13 protein-coding genes are annotated in these 15,648 nt (G+C 57.9%); 4 read left to right on the top strand and 9 right to left on the bottom strand.

The features are described from left to right. Window positions 1-77 precede the first annotated feature (77 nt). From ACID345_RS02735 to ACID345_RS02725, 3 genes are all read right to left on the bottom strand, one after another. The gene (locus ACID345_RS02735; RefSeq protein WP_011521342.1) at window positions 78-1,286 is read right to left on the bottom strand and encodes a hypothetical protein; all 1,209 of its coding nucleotides are present in this window, start codon (window positions 1,284-1,286) and stop codon (window positions 78-80) included. 106 nt (window positions 1,287-1,392) lie between these two features. Continuing rightward, window positions 1,393-2,568, bottom strand: coding sequence for an MFS transporter (locus tag ACID345_RS02730; RefSeq protein WP_011521341.1), 1,176 nt, complete (start codon window positions 2,566-2,568; stop codon window positions 1,393-1,395). Next, complete coding sequence (locus ACID345_RS02725; RefSeq protein ID WP_041855374.1) at window positions 2,565-3,632, bottom strand: LacI family DNA-binding transcriptional regulator; 1,068 nt, start codon at window positions 3,630-3,632, stop codon at window positions 2,565-2,567. Before ACID345_RS02725 ends, ACID345_RS02730 begins: the two co-directional genes overlap by 4 nt. Before the next feature lie 234 nt (window positions 3,633-3,866). Here ACID345_RS02725 and ACID345_RS02720 point away from each other — a divergent pair, with 234 nt between their 5' ends. Further along, window positions 3,867-7,352, top strand: a complete 3,486-nt coding sequence (locus ACID345_RS02720) for a TonB-dependent receptor (RefSeq protein ID WP_011521339.1) — start codon at window positions 3,867-3,869, stop codon at window positions 7,350-7,352. A gap of 83 nt (window positions 7,353-7,435) precedes the next feature. Continuing rightward, window positions 7,436-8,788, top strand: coding sequence for a glucoamylase family protein (locus tag ACID345_RS02715; RefSeq protein WP_011521338.1), 1,353 nt, complete (start codon window positions 7,436-7,438; stop codon window positions 8,786-8,788). 63 nt (window positions 8,789-8,851) lie between these two features. On the opposite strand, the gene ACID345_RS02710 is transcribed toward ACID345_RS02715, so the two are convergent. From ACID345_RS02710 to ACID345_RS02690, 5 genes are all read right to left on the bottom strand, one after another. Continuing rightward, window positions 8,852-11,107, bottom strand: coding sequence for a glycoside hydrolase family 3 N-terminal domain-containing protein (locus ACID345_RS02710; RefSeq protein WP_011521337.1), 2,256 nt, complete (start codon window positions 11,105-11,107; stop codon window positions 8,852-8,854). Between the two features lie 176 nt (window positions 11,108-11,283). Further along, window positions 11,284-11,778: a DoxX family protein gene (locus ACID345_RS02705; RefSeq protein ID WP_011521336.1), complete on the bottom strand. Its 495-nt coding sequence runs from the start codon at window positions 11,776-11,778 to the stop codon at window positions 11,284-11,286. A gap of 27 nt (window positions 11,779-11,805) precedes the next feature. Further along, window positions 11,806-12,639, bottom strand: coding sequence for an HvfC/BufC N-terminal domain-containing protein (locus ACID345_RS02700; RefSeq protein ID WP_011521335.1), 834 nt, complete (start codon window positions 12,637-12,639; stop codon window positions 11,806-11,808). Further along, window positions 12,636-13,514: an MNIO family bufferin maturase gene (locus ACID345_RS02695; RefSeq protein ID WP_011521334.1), complete on the bottom strand. Its 879-nt coding sequence runs from the start codon at window positions 13,512-13,514 to the stop codon at window positions 12,636-12,638. The genes ACID345_RS02700 and ACID345_RS02695 overlap by 4 nt, the downstream gene beginning before the upstream one ends. Before the next feature lie 72 nt (window positions 13,515-13,586). Continuing rightward, window positions 13,587-13,889 (bottom strand): hypothetical protein, encoded by a 303-nt coding sequence (locus ACID345_RS02690; RefSeq protein ID WP_011521333.1) that lies wholly within the window; start codon window positions 13,887-13,889, stop codon window positions 13,587-13,589. Between the two features lie 233 nt (window positions 13,890-14,122). On the opposite strand from ACID345_RS02690, the gene ACID345_RS02685 reads away from it, so the two are divergent. Further along, window positions 14,123-14,791 (top strand): sigma-70 family RNA polymerase sigma factor, encoded by a 669-nt coding sequence (locus ACID345_RS02685; RefSeq protein ID WP_011521332.1) that lies wholly within the window; start codon window positions 14,123-14,125, stop codon window positions 14,789-14,791. Next, a complete protein-coding gene (locus ACID345_RS02680; RefSeq protein ID WP_041855373.1) occupies window positions 14,782-15,039 on the top strand; it encodes a zf-HC2 domain-containing protein in 258 nt (85 codons plus the stop codon). Before ACID345_RS02685 ends, ACID345_RS02680 begins: the two co-directional genes overlap by 10 nt. On the opposite strand, the gene ACID345_RS26545 is transcribed toward ACID345_RS02680, so the two are convergent. Next, on the bottom strand, window positions 15,036-15,491 hold the full coding sequence (locus ACID345_RS26545; RefSeq protein ID WP_011521330.1) for a hypothetical protein: 456 nt from the start codon (window positions 15,489-15,491) through the stop codon (window positions 15,036-15,038). The two genes, ACID345_RS02680 and ACID345_RS26545, sit on opposite strands and share 4 nt — an antisense overlap. Window positions 15,492-15,648 lie beyond the last annotated feature (157 nt).

The raw sequence follows: 15,648 nt of genomic DNA, 5'->3' as shown, positions 1-15,648 counted from the left end.
TGATCTGCCGGGCTGTAGAACGAACTTAGTTGTAAGAAATGGCGGCTTCAGCCGCCATTTCTGTTTGAGTGAAATTGCTAGTGAACGGTGATTGTCAAAGTCGCCTGCGTCCTTCCATACGAACCGGTCGCGTAGAGCGTATAGGTGGTGGTCTTCGTAGGAGCGACGGTCATCCACGTGCCGCGCTGCATGCCCAGTGGCGCGACGCTGTAGTAGGTGGCGCCGGTCGCAGCCCAACTCAATGTCACTTTGGTTCCGGCGGTGATGCTGTAAGCCGACGCGGTGAAACTGGTGATGACCGGCGATGCGCCGGTTGGAAGGGTCGTGTAAACCGCAGTTGGCTTGATGACTTCGAAATCGTTAGCGGTGAGTTGGGTGAGGTTGTGCAGATCGTCATTGCTCCAGCGATCGTCGGGTGTGCCGCTCAGGTACATGCTCGTGCCGTTGTCGGCCATGATCATGCCGTACTTCTTCAGCGCGGTGAGGATGATCTGGTTGGTCTTGGAGTACTTCGAAATGTCCACGCTGGCTTTGAGACGGAAACGCAGGCCCATGGGCGCGGCGAGGGTGTCCGACGAATTCGCAGCCCAGTGACGCGCGGGCGAGATCATCGCCTGCTTGCTGTTATGCAGCGTGAATCGCAATGCGTGATCAATGTGGCCGTTCACGATTTCGTCGTAGCGGACGAGGCCGGCGAAGATAGGAAGGCCAGCAGCATCGGCGGACGTCCATCCCCAGGGACGATAAGCAGTAGTGCTCAGATCGAAGATTGCGGCGGACCCGGCGTTCCAACTTCCATCGGTGTTGGGATAGGCGGAGTAAAGCTCGTAGAGCCAGCAAGTCGTGGTGTTGAGTACGAGCACGTGGCGATCGCCGCTGCCTGGCGCGGGATAACCCTCAATCGGTGCAGTTTTCGGAACCGGCATCGGCGACGGGTCGCTTTCGCCGGGTGAATCCGTGAAATGGATGGTGGCATTCGGCGTCGCGGAGGTCACGACGATGTATGGGATGCCCATGGTTGAGCCTTGATAGAGGCCAGCGCCGAAGTCCGGATGGAGAGGCTTCGTCGTCCCAACGTAACCGATAATCGCCGATGAGTTGGGATCCACCGTCGCCTTAGAGACGTCCTGGTTCCAAGGACTGCTCGGACCAAAGGGCACGTAGCCGGCGAGGCTACCGTTTTGTCCGGCGGCTGCTGAGTGACAGGAGGGTGGCGTGGTCTGCGCAAGGGATGCAGAGAGAGGAAGAAGACAGACGGCGATAACGGTTAATGACTTTCGCAACATGCGGAGAATCTCCGCTGACGATGATTGTGTGTGTGACTCTGGAAGTCAAAGCGCGAGAGTCACGCGAGGCTCCTCATTGGGTCATGGACTTCCGGGTTAGTTCGAGCTACGCGCCTTGGGTGCGAATCTGAATGGCCGACGACGTGGTGCGTGCCGCGAAGTAGGACATGGTGAAGTGGGCCATCAAGAGAGCGCATTCATAGAACAGCAACAAGCACATCCCAATGCGCAGGCTGTTGGTTGCGGAAGAAAGAGCGCCGATGCAGTAGGGGAAGAATGCGGCGCCGAGTCCGGCAGAAGCGAACATATATCCAAGCTTGGTGCCGGATTGTCCGGAGAGGCGATGGGAGAGGAGCGCGATCGCAGTTGGGAAAACAGGTGCGCAGCCGACACCGATTGCCATTACCGCAACAAATAGGATCTGGGGCGAGTTCGTTGTGAGCAACAGGGCGGTGCCGATGGCCGCGAGACAAACGGAAAGCGTGAGCAGCATTCTTTCGGCGACGACGCGTAGTACGGCGGGAGCGCAGAAGCGTCCGATGAGGAATGTGGTCCAGAAGGTGTCCTGAAGTAGCGCGGAGCGTTCGACGGTGAAGCGATGGACGCGCGTGGCGAAGGTTGGGAGCCATCCGGCGACGCCATTTTCGATGCCGACGTAGACGAAGATCAAGACACCACAGGCGACGATGAGCCGCCACGTGCTTGACGGCAGTTCGGCGGCGACGGCTTCTTCAGCGGGCCGCGTGGTGATGACTCGTGGCACGAGTAACGCGGTGATCGCGAGCACCAGGCCGAACCCGCGCAACATCCCGGGAACCGAGAATCCGCTCTGACGCAAGGCGATGAGGACAAGGTTCGGTGCGGTGATCGCGCCCAATGCCCAAACAAAATTCAATAGATTGAGCACGGCGGCGCGGTGTTGCGGGACAGCTTCGCTGACCGCGGCGGTGAGAGTCGGGGAAACCAAGCCCAATCCGAATCCGTTCGCGAAGATGCTGACGTAGGCTACCAACTGCGCGGGAGCGGCAAGGCCGGCGAATCCGATGGCAGTGAGAAAAAGACCAGCGCTGGCGATGGAGTGCAGTGGGAAGCGCTTCGCCAGATTCGTGGAGCAGATTGCCCCGGCGAAACCTCCGACGAACTGCACGAGGAAGAACATTCCCGATTGGCGGTCGCTCAGCTGCCAGCGTGCCGCAAGCAGCGGCAACAGAGGACCGAGCATGGTGTTGGCGATCCCAACCAGCACATAGATGGCGTGGATGGTGATGAGAAAGCGTTTCATCCCTTGCCTGAAGGGACGGCCTTGGCGGTAGAAAGAGGTGCGGTCGATTCGCGTACGACGAGTTCGGGTTCGACCTCGAGCAGTGCTGGTCCTTCGTTCCCGCGCGCAGCGATGCGCTCGACCAGCGTTTCGGCGGCGAGTGAACCCATGTGACCCAGTGGCTGGCGGATGGTGGTCAATGCCGGGATGTGGTAGGCCGCGACGGCGATGTCGTCGAAGCCGACAACGGATACGCTTTCTGGAACATGGAGGTCGGCTTCCTGCAATGCGCGGATGGCGCCGATGGCGGAGACGTCGTTAAAACTGAACAGCGCGGTGAAGTCGACTTTGTTGGCGAGGATGCGTTTCGCGGCTTGGTATCCCGGCTCCGGCGAAGGAGACACACCTTCGAGCTGTGCCACGAGTTGCGGGTCAACGGTAATGCCGAAGCTCCGGCAAGCCTTGCGGATCGAATCCCAGCGGACCTGGGTATCGGAGCTGAAGGATTGTCCTTTGATGAAGGCGATGCGTCGATGGCCGAGCTCGTGGAGATGACCGATTGCAAGCTCCGCGGAGCGATCGTGGTTGAGCACGATATTGGTCACGCCCTCGATGGTCTGGTGTCCGGAAACAGACACGACGGGGAACGGCAGATGCTCGTCATAGGGGGTGTCGATGGTTATCAAACCCTCGACCGCGCGGGTGTAAAGCAGGTGCGGGTATTCGCGGATCAATTCATCTTTGTGACGATGGCTTGCCGCCAGCCATGCATACCCCTTCCCTAAAAGGTAGTCTTCAATGCCGCTTAGCACCAAAGCGGAATAACCGTCGCTAAACTCCGGCAGCAAAACCCCGATGGAGTAGGTCCGCTGCTGGCGCAAAGAGCGAGCGATGATGTTGGGCCGATAGTTGAAACGGCTCGCCGCTTCCCATATCCGGGTCTTGGTTTCTTCCGGGATCATGTCGGAGAGGGGCTTGCGGTTAATGACGATGGAAACAGTGGCAGAAGAGAGCCCGAGATGCTCGGCGAGACGCTTCAGACTGATCGGTTTTTTATGGTCCGACGATGTCCGCGGAGGGGGCATCGTTTTACGCCGAGGCATGGGCGAAGTGTCGCATAGACAAAAGGGCAAGGGCAAGGACGAGTTCGGGAAACTGACACAACTTTTTGCGGTTCATAGCCACTCTGGACGTGGTATCCTCGCGCCGTCCATTAAATCGATTAGGTTTCGGTTTAATTGTGTCCCTTCAACCCGGCGGAAAGAGAGTCGCAGTCAAGGACCGAAGCCGGAAATTGAGTTGAATTTCTCGGAGGTCGCATGTCTCGCCGTTTCACAGAAATCACCCTATTCCTGTCCGTATTGTGCCTGCTGTTGGGAACAGCGTATGCACAGTACGGCGCGAGCCTGGAAGGGACTGTCACCGACAAGTCGGGTGCAGTCGTCCCGGGCGCTAATGTCACGATTACTGACCAGGCCACATCGGTTTCGAGGAACACGGTCACCTCGGGATCTGGCTTTTATCGTGTGACCGCAATGCCGCCGGGCATGTACACGGTGAGCGTGGAAGCAAGCTCTTTCGGAAAATCTGAAACGAAGAACGTGGACGTACAGGCCGAGAAGGTGCGCGGCCTCAACATCACGGTGTCTCCCGCGGCCACGCAGCAATCGGTGGACGTGAGCACGGAAGCAGCGGGTCTGGAAACAGAATCGGCGAACGTGGATGGAACCATTACCACGAAGCAGGTAGACCGGCTGCCAACCTATGGACGCGATCCGTATTCGCTCCTGCGACTGGCGCCAGGCGTGTTCGGCGATGCTTCTCTCGCCGGGAATGGCACTGCGAACTGGTTTCCGAACTCACCAGGACCGGGACAGAACGACCAGCCTGGAATTTTCCAAAACGAAAACTTTGTGCAAGCCACGGCCAATGGCCAGCGCGCCAGCGGCAACAACTTCATGATTGACGGTACTAGCGTCAACAGCCTGACGTGGGGCGGCGCCGCGATCATCACGCCGAACCAGGAATCGATCCAGGAAATTACCGTCGTCTCGTCGACGTATTCGGCGGAAGACGGCCGCAACTCCGGCGCGCAGGTGAAAGTCGTGTCGAAGAGCGGCACCAACAACTTCCACGGCAGCGGTTTCTTCAAATACGACGAGCCGGGGCTGAATGCGCAGAACCAATGGGGCGGACCGACGCCGGGAACTCCAACGGAAAAAGTTAACGTAAAGGCGCGCGATTTCGGTGGCAGTATCGGTGGCCCGATTGTGAAGAACAAGTTGTTCTTCTTCTTCTCTTATGAAGGCGGCCGCTATTCGAACACCAACTACTCGACACAATGGGTCGAGACCCCTGAATTCGACCAGTTACTCGCCGCGACGTATCCGAACTCCCTGATCGGGCAAGCGGTGACGTTGCCGGGGAATGCTCCACGCATCCTGAACGTTATTCCGCAGACGGATTGCAGCGCAGTTCTTGGGCAGGGCTACACCGCACCTGGATGCCACGTTATCAACGGGCGCCTTGACGTGGGTTCGCCGATCGGCACCTACGGCGACTATGCTCCGGTATTCACGGCCGGCAGCTTGGGAAGTGGGTTCGACGGCGTTCCAGACCTGGAAGAGGCGTTCATTGCGCTGCCGGGCACCAGCAAGGGAAACCAATACAACCTGCGCGTGGATTACAACCTGGGCAGCAAGGACCTGCTGGCGTTCAGCGGATACATGGTTCCGCGTAACGACGTGGTCGCAACAAACAGCGGGCGTCCGAATGAAGACCTGACGTTCGAGCCGCGCAATAAGTACGGCGCGATTTTGTGGAACCACACCTTCTCGGCAACGTTGTTGAACGAATTCCGCGTAAATGCCACGCGGTTCTTCACCAACCAGTACGACACCAACAAGAATGCGTATTGGGGCATTCCTTACCTGCAGATCGAACAGATTCCGAACAACCGCATCAATTACGGCGCGACGCAGGGCACGAATGCTCCGCTGATGGCGGCGCAGAACCAATTTGAATTCCGTGACAATCTGAGCAAGAACATGGGACGTCACGCGTTCAAGATGGGCGGCTCGTTCGCGATGAACCAGGACAATAACGACTACGAATTCGGCAGCCAGCGTCCGATCTTCGTTTATCACGAGCTCTGGAACTTCTTTAACGGCGCTCCGATTTACGAAGGCATAGACGCTGATCCGCGCAGCGGCCAACCGACGGATGTACATAAGTACTTCCGCCAGAACGACTGGGCGCTGTACTTCCAGGACGATTGGAAGATCACGCCGAAATTGACGTTGAACATCGGCATTCGCTACGAGTACTTCGCACCGCTGACTGAGAAGTATGGACGGCTGAGCAATCTGTATCTCGGCGCGGCCGGCCCGGACGCGTTGACGACTGCGACTGTCAAAACAACGGATCAACTCTACCCACCAGACAGGAACAATTTTGCGCCTCGTCTCGGCTTTGCGTGGAGTCCGTTCTCCGACGCGAAAACTGTGATTCGCGGCGGTGTGGGTGTTTCCTATAACCGCATTACTGACACAATGACCGGCATTTCGCGCGTCAATCCGCCGTATCTGTTCCGCTATGGCATCTGCTGCGGAACCGAGACCGGCGCGTTCGGAACGCCTTACGTCGGCGGACAGATTGACCCTAACGTTGTGGGCACGAACTATCAATCGATGTACAACTACGGCCCGAATCCCGTGCTAACGAACAACTTCGATCCCACCACCGGATTGCCAATTACTGGATCGGTAGAAGTCTGGGGCGCGCCGCAGAACATGGCAACGCCGTACATCTGGAATTACTCACTGGATGTGCAGCAGGAGTTGCCTTGGAATATGGTGCTCGATATTGGCTATGCCGGCAGCGAAACCCGCAAGCTGCTGCGCATCGTCAACCTCGATTACATCTACAGCAACGCCGGCTCGGATACGGCTTCTCATGCGAACCCGGTGTACTTCCCATCGACGAGCGCAAACGGCAACTACAGTGCTTTGTTGGTTAACCTGAATCGCCGCTTCTCAAATGGACTCCAGTTCATCGGGAAGTATCGCTTCAGCAAGAGCATGGATACGGTGAGCGGAGAAGGCGCGGGCTTCGAGACCAACCAGTTCTGGCCTCTGAACCAGACCTGGGACTACGGTCCGTCCGACTTCGACTCGACGCACAACATCCTGTTCACGGCGTTGTGGGATCTGCCGATTTACCGGAACCGTCATGATTGGGTTGGTACCCTTCTCGGCGGCTGGCACGTCGATGGAACCTACCAATACCACTCCGGCTTCCCGTGGAGCCCGGTGCAGTCGAATGACTGCCCGACAATTCCATTGATCGGATCGGCTCCGTGTCCGGCGCTCGTAACCGCTCAGTACATGAACGGCAAATCGGGTTTGGCGAACGATGACTTCCTGCATGGCGGCATCTTCCCGAACGCGCTCGTAACCGTAACTTGCCCCGGCGGCGCAACGGCTACGATCAACCAGTACTTCCAGCCGGCGGACTGCTCGCAGCCTCCGGCGGGACCGCCGTTCATTCACCGCAACTCGTTCCGTGGACCGAATTACTCCACGGTTGACCTTGCTATCGGTAAAACCGCACGCCTGCCCTGGTTTGGTGGCGAAAGTTCGCAAATCGACTTCCGCGCCAACCTCTACAACGCCTTCAACCGGCTCAACTTCGAACCGTTTGGCTATTCCTCGTCGGCAACGTCGATCAATAGCAATACGTTCGGGCAGCCGCAGGCGGCTTTGGCAGGACGCGTAATCGACTTCCAGGTGCGCTTCACCTTCTAAGTTGCACGAACCCTCCACTCGGCGGTGGCCCACCTCGGGTCACCGCCTTTCTTCTTGGATTATGCTTACGAGGTTGGTTTCCGATGTCGAAAAAAGACGAGAGCGGTAATTTGCAAGGTGTGACGCGACGCGAGTTCATCAGTTCGTCGGGCGCGGCGATGATGCTGGTACCGATCGCGAGCCTGTCGTGGCTGGGATCTTGCAGCGGCGGAAGCAAAGAGAGCACGGCCGTGACTCCGCCCGCGAGTTACACAGGCACCGACGAACAATTGCTCGATGAAGTCGAGAAGGGTTCGTTCCAATTTTTCTGGGAGCAGGCGCATCCCGACACCGGTTTGATAAAAGACCGCGCAAAGACCAGCGGTTCCGACAATTACACGGTGGCAAGCATCGCTTCCGTGGGCTTTGGGCTAACGGCACTCTGCATTGGCGATAAGCGCGGTTACATCCCGAGCGACCAGATCAAAGCTCGCGTGCGGCTGACCTTGCAGACAATGCTCAGCAAGGCCGATGGCCATGAGGGCTTCTTTTACCACTTCCTCGACTGGTCAACCGGCAAACGCGCTTGGAACTGCGAGCTGTCGTCGATAGATACGGCGCTGATGCTGTGCGGCGTGCTGACGGCGAGACAGTACTTCGCGAGCGATGCGCAGATCGTGGACCTGGCGACGAAGCTCTACAACAACGTCAATTGGCCATGGATGCAGAACGGCGGCAAGACCCTGACCATGGGATGGAAGCCGGAGTCGGGATTCCTCGATGCGCGATGGGAGCACTACTGCGAACTGATGATGATCTATCTGCTCGCAATCGGTTCGCCGACGCATCCGATCGCGCCGGATACGTGGAAGGCATGGACGCGTCCGACGTACACGTACCAGGGGATCACGTATATCTCGTCGGGCGATCCGCTGTTTACGCATCAGTTTTCGCACATCTGGTACGACTTCCGAAACAAGCGCGACGACTACGCGGATTACTTCGACAACTCCGTCAAGGCAACGAAGGCGCACAAGTTGTTTTGCCTCTCGTTGCACGACAAGTTTTCCGATTACACCGACAGTCTGTGGGGATTCACCGCCAGTGACTCAATGCAGGGATACACCGCGTGGGGTGGACCTCCGGCGATGGGGCCGATTGACGGCAGCATAGTTCCGGCGGCCGCGGGCGGCTCACTTCCCTTCCTCTACGACGATTGTATGAAGGTGCTGCGAACGGTGCGTGGCGGATATCCGAATGCGTGGTGCCGCTACGGCTACATTGATGTCTTCAATCCGCTGAAGAACTGGTACAACCCGGATGTCATCGGCATTGATGTTGGGCCGACGATGCTGATGGCCGAGAACAAGCGTACCAATTTTGTGTGGGAGACCTTCATGAAGAACCCCGAAGCCACGAGGGCGATGCAGTTGGCGGGATTCAAAGTAACAGCCTAGCTCAGGCGGCCAACAAAAATGGGCTGGCAGCGTTGCCAGCCCTTTCAGTTGGTTCGGGAGATACTACGGCTTGATTTCGATCTTCGCGGGAGTACCGCTCACCGAGTCGCCAGCAATCCAGACGCTCAACTCTGCGGGTTCTACGACTTCTTTCATGTCAATGTTCCAGAAGGCGAGTTCTTTGCGGCTGAGCGTAAATTCGACGTTCTTCGTTTCGCCGGCGGCAAGGGTGACCTTCTGGAAGCCCTTCAATTCGCGCACCGGACGCGCCACGCTGGTGCCGCGCTGGCGGATGTAGAACTGCACGATTTCATCGCCGGGACGATTGCTGGTGTTCTTCACCATGGCTGAGACTTTGATAGCAGCATTTGCGTCGCCTGCATTGATCGCCTTGGCGCTGGCGGAAGCCGCACTCAGTTTCGGCGCCGAATACTCAAAGGAACTGTAGGACAGGCCATAACCGAAGGGATACAGTGGCGCGTTCTGCTCGTCGATGTAGCGGGTATGGTACTTCTCCTCACTCTTTGTCGGGGGATGCGTGAGGTCCACACCGGTGGCAGGTCGCCCGGTGCTCAGCGCATTGTAGTAGAGCGGCTCCTGACCGACCGAACGCGGGAAGCTCGCGGTGACGCGGCCACTCGGATTTGCGACGCCGAATAGAGTTTCCACCAGTGCAGGACCGGCTTCGACGCCTGGGAACCACGCCTCGAGGATGGCGTTCATCTTAGGAGCAACGTCGGTGAGGACGATGGGGCGGCCATTGAACGCGAGAAGCACGACGGGCTTGCCGCTTTTGGCGGCGGCCTCGGCAATCTCATGTCCGGGCAGATCGAGGTGCGTGCGCGATCCAGCTTCGCCGGTCATCAGACTGGCATTTTCACCAACGGCGACGAGGACGACGTCGGCATCTGCGGGGATCGAATTGGCGTCGTCGGCAAACGTGACCGCGATGTTATGAGCGGAAGCGTATTCCGTCAGCGCGGATTTCAGTGTGACGACGTCTTTGGCGTTGCCCTTTGCGCCCCAGGCGCCGAGCATGTCTTCCGCGTCGTCGGCCATGGGCCCGACGACGGCGATTTTGTGTACATCCGTCAGGGGCAGAACGGCATGTCCACCTGCGTTGTCGTTCTTCAGCAGAATGAACGATTCTTCGGCGGCTTTACGCGCTTCCTGGCGATAGGCTGCGGGGATCGGGCCGTCGAATGCGGATTTGGTGTCGTCGGCATAGGGATGCTCGAACAGGCCAAGAGCGATCTTTACGCGCAGAACATTGCGGACGGATTCGTCAATCACGCTCACCGGAACTACGCCCGACTTCACGAGATCGAGCATTTCGGTGTGGTAGATGTTCCCTTCCATGTCCATGTCCACACCGGCCAGAATGCTTTTGGCGGCGGCGGTGCGGTCGTCGTTGGCGATGCCGTGGTTCTTCAATTCGAGCAGCGACTGCCAGTCGCTCACAACCATGCCTTTGTAGCCCCACTCTTTGCGGAGGATTTGGCGAAGCGTAAACAGATTGGCCGAGGCTGGAACTTCGTTCAGAGAATTGAAAGCGCTCATGAATGTGAGCGCGCCGGCATCTGCACCGGCTTTGAAGGGACGCAGGTAATACTCGCGCAGCGTGCGGTCGGAGATTTCTGTGGTGTTGTAGTCGCGTCCGCCTTCGGCCGCGCCGTATCCGACAAAGTGCTTCATGCAGGCGGCGATGCTATCGGGCGAATCCAGCGAGCCCTGATATCCGCGGACGTAGGCTTTTGCAATTTCTGATCCGAGATAAGGATCTTCGCCTGCTCCTTCAGTAATTCGGCCCCACCGCGCGTCACGAGCGATGTCCACCATCGGCGAGAAGGTCCAGCGGACGCCGTCAGTACTGGCTTCCTTCGCCGCAATGCGAGCGGCGCGCTCGATAAGCGCCGGGTCCCAGGTAGCAGAAAGAGCGAGAGGCACGGGGAAGGTGGTGCGATAGCCGTGGACGACGTCGAGTCCGAAGATGAGAGGAATGTGCAGGCGCGATTTTTCCATCGCGATGCGCTGCATCTGGTTGGTCTCTTTCGCGCCGGTCAGGTTGAAGATCGAACCGATCTCGCCCTTGGAGACCATTTCGGGATAGCCGCTGCGGCCGGTACCGGGGCCGGTGGCCGCACCCTGCGAGTATTGATTGAGCTGGCCAATCTTTTCCTCAAGCGTCATTTGCTTGAGCAGTTGATCGATGCGCTTCTCAACTTGCGGTGAGTTCAGTGCCGGTGACTGAGACCAGAGATTCAGGGACAGGCAAAAACAAAAGATCAGAAATGCGACGCGATAACACCGAGGTTTCATGGAGAGCGGTTCTCCCAGGGGAAAAGTGGGAACAGTCCCGGGGAGGCTGGAAAGGGGTACCGGAGGCCTTCCCGCAGGCACCACCTTTGTACCGCAAAAGTGTCAAGATGTCACGAAAAACCCTCTATTTAATCGATTGAGTAAAATCCTCCCTTTTCCGATTTCGGCACAAACCTCTAGATATCGTTGGAGCTTAGCGGGGCGTCTCCGGCCATGCGCTTGCGAATGAGGTAATCGATCGAGAAAAGGCCGGGACCGAAGACCAGAATCATTAACGACGCGAACCAGAACGTGTAGGGATCGGCGTTATAGAACTTGCCGGGGTCGCTGAAGATCATCTTCAGGGCATCGCGCTCCGCGGTGAGGTAGGCAACGGTCATGTCGCCCACGAGCAGCAGGCTCACGAGGCGCGATCCGAAGCCGAAAGCGAGCAGAATTCCGCCGACCAGTTCGAGGTTCGAGATGAAGATGGCGTTCAAGTGCGGCATGGGAATGCCAAGCGAGGCGAAGAACTCAGTGGCGGTATCGAGATGGTGGAGGCGTCCCCAACCCGATTGCGCGAACTGCCACCCCCAGTACAGACGCACGAGTAAGAGAAACGGCGACTGGAGACGGTTCGCAACATTGATGAGCAGACCATAGCCACGGCTTACGAGCGTATTCAGGCTCATGACATTCCTTCTCTTTGGAAATGATAATTAGGCCGAGAACCAACCCAGGGACATCCAGGCGCCGAACCATTGCTGCACCAGCGTGGGCCACTGATCTTCCGGAACCGAGCTGTCGCGGAATGCGGCGTCGAGCGCGACACCAAGCGGTGCGCCAGAGTGCAATGCGTTTAACAGATCAAAGGCTTCGCGTTCCACGCGCCGGTAGCAAACCGAATAGTCGACACGGTGCACCACGATAAAACTCTCTGACTTTGCAAGTTGGGGAAGTCGGGTGCGATGCCAATTTGCGATTTTGCGATTGGAATCCTCAATCTCGCGAATTTCGAGCAGGATGTCGTCTACCGGATACGACGCCTTCACCAGGCGGATGTATGGCTGCAACTTCAACTCAGCATTTTCGCCGCCGCGCGCCCACATCTCTGGCGTGACCGTTGGGCGCTGAGAGGCGTCGAAGGCCTCGATGTGGGCCCATTCGAGGCGAGCCATGTCGAGCGCGAATTGCTCATGCGGATGAACCCGCTCTTGGTTGCGCTCAAGCCAAGCAACGAAATGCGAGCCGAGATTGCGGAGTGTGAACGATGTCGAAGGGTGCTGCGCGAGATAGTCGCGCGACATCGCATGGAACTCGCTCACCCCAGCGATGGCGCGCACGCCGGGGAAGTCTTCGACCAGAGAATCGAGGACGCGGAACCAGTACGAGCGGCTGTAAATCTCAAGACGCTCGAGGCTGCTCAGGCGATCGTTAGGCTTGATGATGGCTTCCGCCTCGGAATGCAAGCGGCGAGGTGTCTCGTCCTTCGACGTGAGCGGATGCATGACCGCGGCGGCCCAACGGTGTTGAATTTCTCGCAGGGTGCTCATACGCGCGCCTCGGCTGCGGCGATCTTCTTTTCGACTGGTTCCGCATTCTCGGCAAGGAATTTCTTTGCCTTCAACGCCTCGTTGTGAACTTCCTCGAAGGACGGGATGTGGTCATCCCATTCGAGCAGCGTTGCGGTCGGGCCGCAGCGGCGAATCGCATGCGCGTAGAGCTGCCACACAGGATCGATCACCGGATGATCGTGAGTATCCAGAATGTATTTCTCGTACTTTGAATGGCCCGCGATGTGGATCTGCGCGACGCGCTCTGCGGGCACGCTGTCCACATAAACATGTGGATCGAAACTGTGGTTCATCGAAGAAACGTAGATGTTGTTGACGTCGAGGAGAATTCCGCAGTCGGCGCGCTCGACGACTTCGTTCAGGAACTCCCACTCCGTCATTTCGGATTCGTGGAACTCGGCGTAGCTGCTCACGTTTTCCACGGCTACAGGAATTTCGAGATAGTCGCGGACCTGCTTAATCTTCGCAACCGTGACGTCAATCGCTTCCCAGGTGTATGGGAGCGGCATCAGGTCGTGGGTATAGCGGCCGTCCACACTCCCCCAGCAGAGATGGTCAGTGAGCCACGGGGTCTTGGTGCGACGCGTGAGGTTCTTGAGGCGTTTCAGGTGCTCGCGATTTAGAGGGTCCACGGAACCGAAGTACATGGAGACGCCGTGTTGCACCACGCGATATTGCTCGAGAATTGCGTCGAGCACCGCGAGCGGACGGCCGCCGTCAATCATGTAGTTCTCGGAAATGATCTCGAACCAATCAACGACCGGCTTGTTGTCGAGGATGTGCCGGTAGTGAGGGATGCGAAGACCGATCCCGATGCCGTAGTCCGTGAAGCCGTTGAATCTGTTTGCTGCCATTGTGGTCCTGAACAGTTTGGAAGGAGGAACTGAGGGCCGGAATCTCGCATCCGGCCCTCCGGGAGCGATTAACTAGCTAGGCATCTTGGAGCCGTCGGTGGCGCAGCCACCCTTGCCCTTACAAGAGTTCTTGCCTTTGCAACCGTTGTCGCTGGACTTACACCCGCCCTTGCCTTTGCAATCGTTCTTGCCGGCGCAGGAGTGCTTGTCCTTCTTGTCCTTGTCGGCTTTGGCCAACAGGACGCTGCTGCCATTGCTGGCTTTGACAGCGTTGGTGCCGTCATTGGTGCTCGGGGTCTGGGCAGCGCTTGCGCCCGCCAACAGACCAGTCATAGCCGCGCTCAACAGGAGGGCCTTCATCGAGGTATTCTTCATACTTTTCCTTTCGAAAGTTGTGTAGGTTTCCCTAAGGGGATTGATTACTCTCACATCCGAGCTCGAACCAGGTGGCTCGCTGCCGGGTGTGACGCCCGTGCCCCAAGGAAGTTACACGGAATTTTGAAAATTGTGTTCAAAATTCTTTTCCTAATTCCATGTAACTTCTTCGTACGGTTACGCGTCCTGTAGTACGGGCCCAGCAGGAACTTGGATTTACGGAGACTTGCAGTTTGTCCCAGCCATTGAAGTCCGGGGAGGCAGCAGACGAGATCGCGTGTCGCGAGTCGGCGATGATCGGCCGGGTCCTGGCGGGCGAGCGTGAACTCTTTCATGAGTTGATCCGGCCCTACGAAAAGAGCCTGTATTTCTCGGCGTTTTCGCTGTTACGCAACGCAGAAGAGGCTGAGGATGTTGTCCAGGAATCGTTGATGAAGGCGTACAGGGCATTGCATTCGTTTCGCAGCGAGTCGAAATTCAGCACTTGGCTCGCGAGCATTGTGCTGAACGAAGCTCGTGGACGCCTGCGGCACGAAAGAGTAATCCCATTTACATCGATCGATGAATCTCCGGATCCCGACGAAGACTTTACGCCGGCAGTCATCGCCGATTGGCGGGAGGTAGCAACCGAGACGCTGGAGCGCAAAGAAATTCGCGAGATGATCCGGCGGGCAATCCGCGAATTGCCGAACATCTATCGCGAGGTGTTCGTGCTACGCGACGTGCAGGAACTGAGCATTGCAGAGTCGGCAAAAGCGTTGGGAATCGCGGAAGGGCTCGTGAAAGTACGCCTGTTGCGGGCAAGGTTGATGATGCAAAAGTTCCTTGCACCCATGCTGCAGACGGGCCGTGGTGGACTGTTCGGGTTTCTGAGAAAGGGGGCGGGCGCGTCATGGTTCTAAGTTGCAAGCACGTTTGGCGCGAGATCTCGAATTACATCGAGGGCACAATCGATGCGAAAGTGCGTGCCGATATCGAAAACCACCTCGCCCACTGCCGACACTGCGCCGCAGTGCTCGACTCCACGCGGAACATACTGGTGCTCGTCGCCGACGAGCGGACGTTCGAGTTGCCCGTCGGCTACAGCGACCGTCTGCACAATCGGTTGTCGGAGTTGATTGAGGCCGCACCACCCGGAGCTGAGGCTTAGAGTTCGTGGTGGAACCACGGATGGGTCAGAACTTCCGCGGCGATCAGTAATAGCGACACGACCGACAAGACGACCTGAATTCGCCGGCTGCGCTTTTGTTGAGCTGTGAGCGGCTGCAAACGCCAGGCCGCGGCGGGATTCTTGCGCATGCGTCCTTCGTTCCAAACCAATAACAAAACAAGCGTCGAGCCGATCCCTCCCGCGACCAGAAACAATATCCGGAGGAAATTGCGATGAAATCCGTGCGCGGGTCCAGCGGCGGTCGCCGAAATCAGCGAACTCATCCCGATAGCAACCCGGATGCCACTTAATCCAACCGCCGCAACACAAAGGCTTTCTGCAGCCGCCAAAGCGAATGAGCCAAAGCCAAGGAGGGTAACACCCAAACGGCCCGTTGGTGGGTCTTGGGACTTCGGATTGGCGTCCGGCGCGGGTTGCACTTGACTGCTCATGAGAAGTGCGGTCTAGTGTACGAAATTTCCCGCGCTGGGAAAATCAGGTGACTTTTGATTACTATCGATACTCGTGAAAGCTGTCTCGGCGGGGTCGATTCGCGATAAAGTCCCGGCTGCAGTTGGGCGGTGGTGCGCTCGCTGGACTTGGAACGGC

The sequence above is a fragment of the Candidatus Koribacter versatilis Ellin345 genome, from assembly GCF_000014005.1.
Classification (GTDB): domain Bacteria; phylum Acidobacteriota; class Terriglobia; order Terriglobales; family Acidobacteriaceae; genus Korobacter; species Korobacter versatilis_A.
This window is presented reverse-complemented; position numbering and strand designations above follow the sequence as displayed.

Excerpts from the sequence above, each read along its gene's own strand:
- ACID345_RS02735 (WP_011521342.1), bottom strand. The coding sequence starts at position 1,286 with ATGTTGCGAAAGTCATTAACCGTTATCGCCGTCTGTCTTCTTCCTCTC.
- ACID345_RS02730 (WP_011521341.1), bottom strand. The coding sequence starts at position 2,568 with ATGAAACGCTTTCTCATCACCATCCACGCCATCTATGTGCTGGTTGGG.
- ACID345_RS02725 (WP_041855374.1), bottom strand. The coding sequence starts at position 3,632 with ATGCCCCCTCCGCGGACATCGTCGGACCATAAAAAACCGATCAGTCTG.
- ACID345_RS02720 (WP_011521339.1), top strand. The coding sequence starts at position 3,867 with ATGTCTCGCCGTTTCACAGAAATCACCCTATTCCTGTCCGTATTGTGC.
- ACID345_RS02715 (WP_011521338.1), top strand. The coding sequence starts at position 7,436 with ATGTCGAAAAAAGACGAGAGCGGTAATTTGCAAGGTGTGACGCGACGC.
- ACID345_RS02710 (WP_011521337.1), bottom strand. The coding sequence starts at position 11,107 with ATGAAACCTCGGTGTTATCGCGTCGCATTTCTGATCTTTTGTTTTTGC.
- ACID345_RS02705 (WP_011521336.1), bottom strand. The coding sequence starts at position 11,778 with ATGAGCCTGAATACGCTCGTAAGCCGTGGCTATGGTCTGCTCATCAAT.
- ACID345_RS02700 (WP_011521335.1), bottom strand. The coding sequence starts at position 12,639 with ATGAGCACCCTGCGAGAAATTCAACACCGTTGGGCCGCCGCGGTCATG.
- ACID345_RS02695 (WP_011521334.1), bottom strand. The coding sequence starts at position 13,514 with ATGGCAGCAAACAGATTCAACGGCTTCACGGACTACGGCATCGGGATC.
- ACID345_RS02690 (WP_011521333.1), bottom strand. The coding sequence starts at position 13,889 with ATGAAGAATACCTCGATGAAGGCCCTCCTGTTGAGCGCGGCTATGACT.
- ACID345_RS02680 (WP_041855373.1), top strand. The coding sequence starts at position 14,782 with ATGGTTCTAAGTTGCAAGCACGTTTGGCGCGAGATCTCGAATTACATC.
- ACID345_RS26545 (WP_011521330.1), bottom strand. The coding sequence starts at position 15,491 with ATGAGCAGTCAAGTGCAACCCGCGCCGGACGCCAATCCGAAGTCCCAA.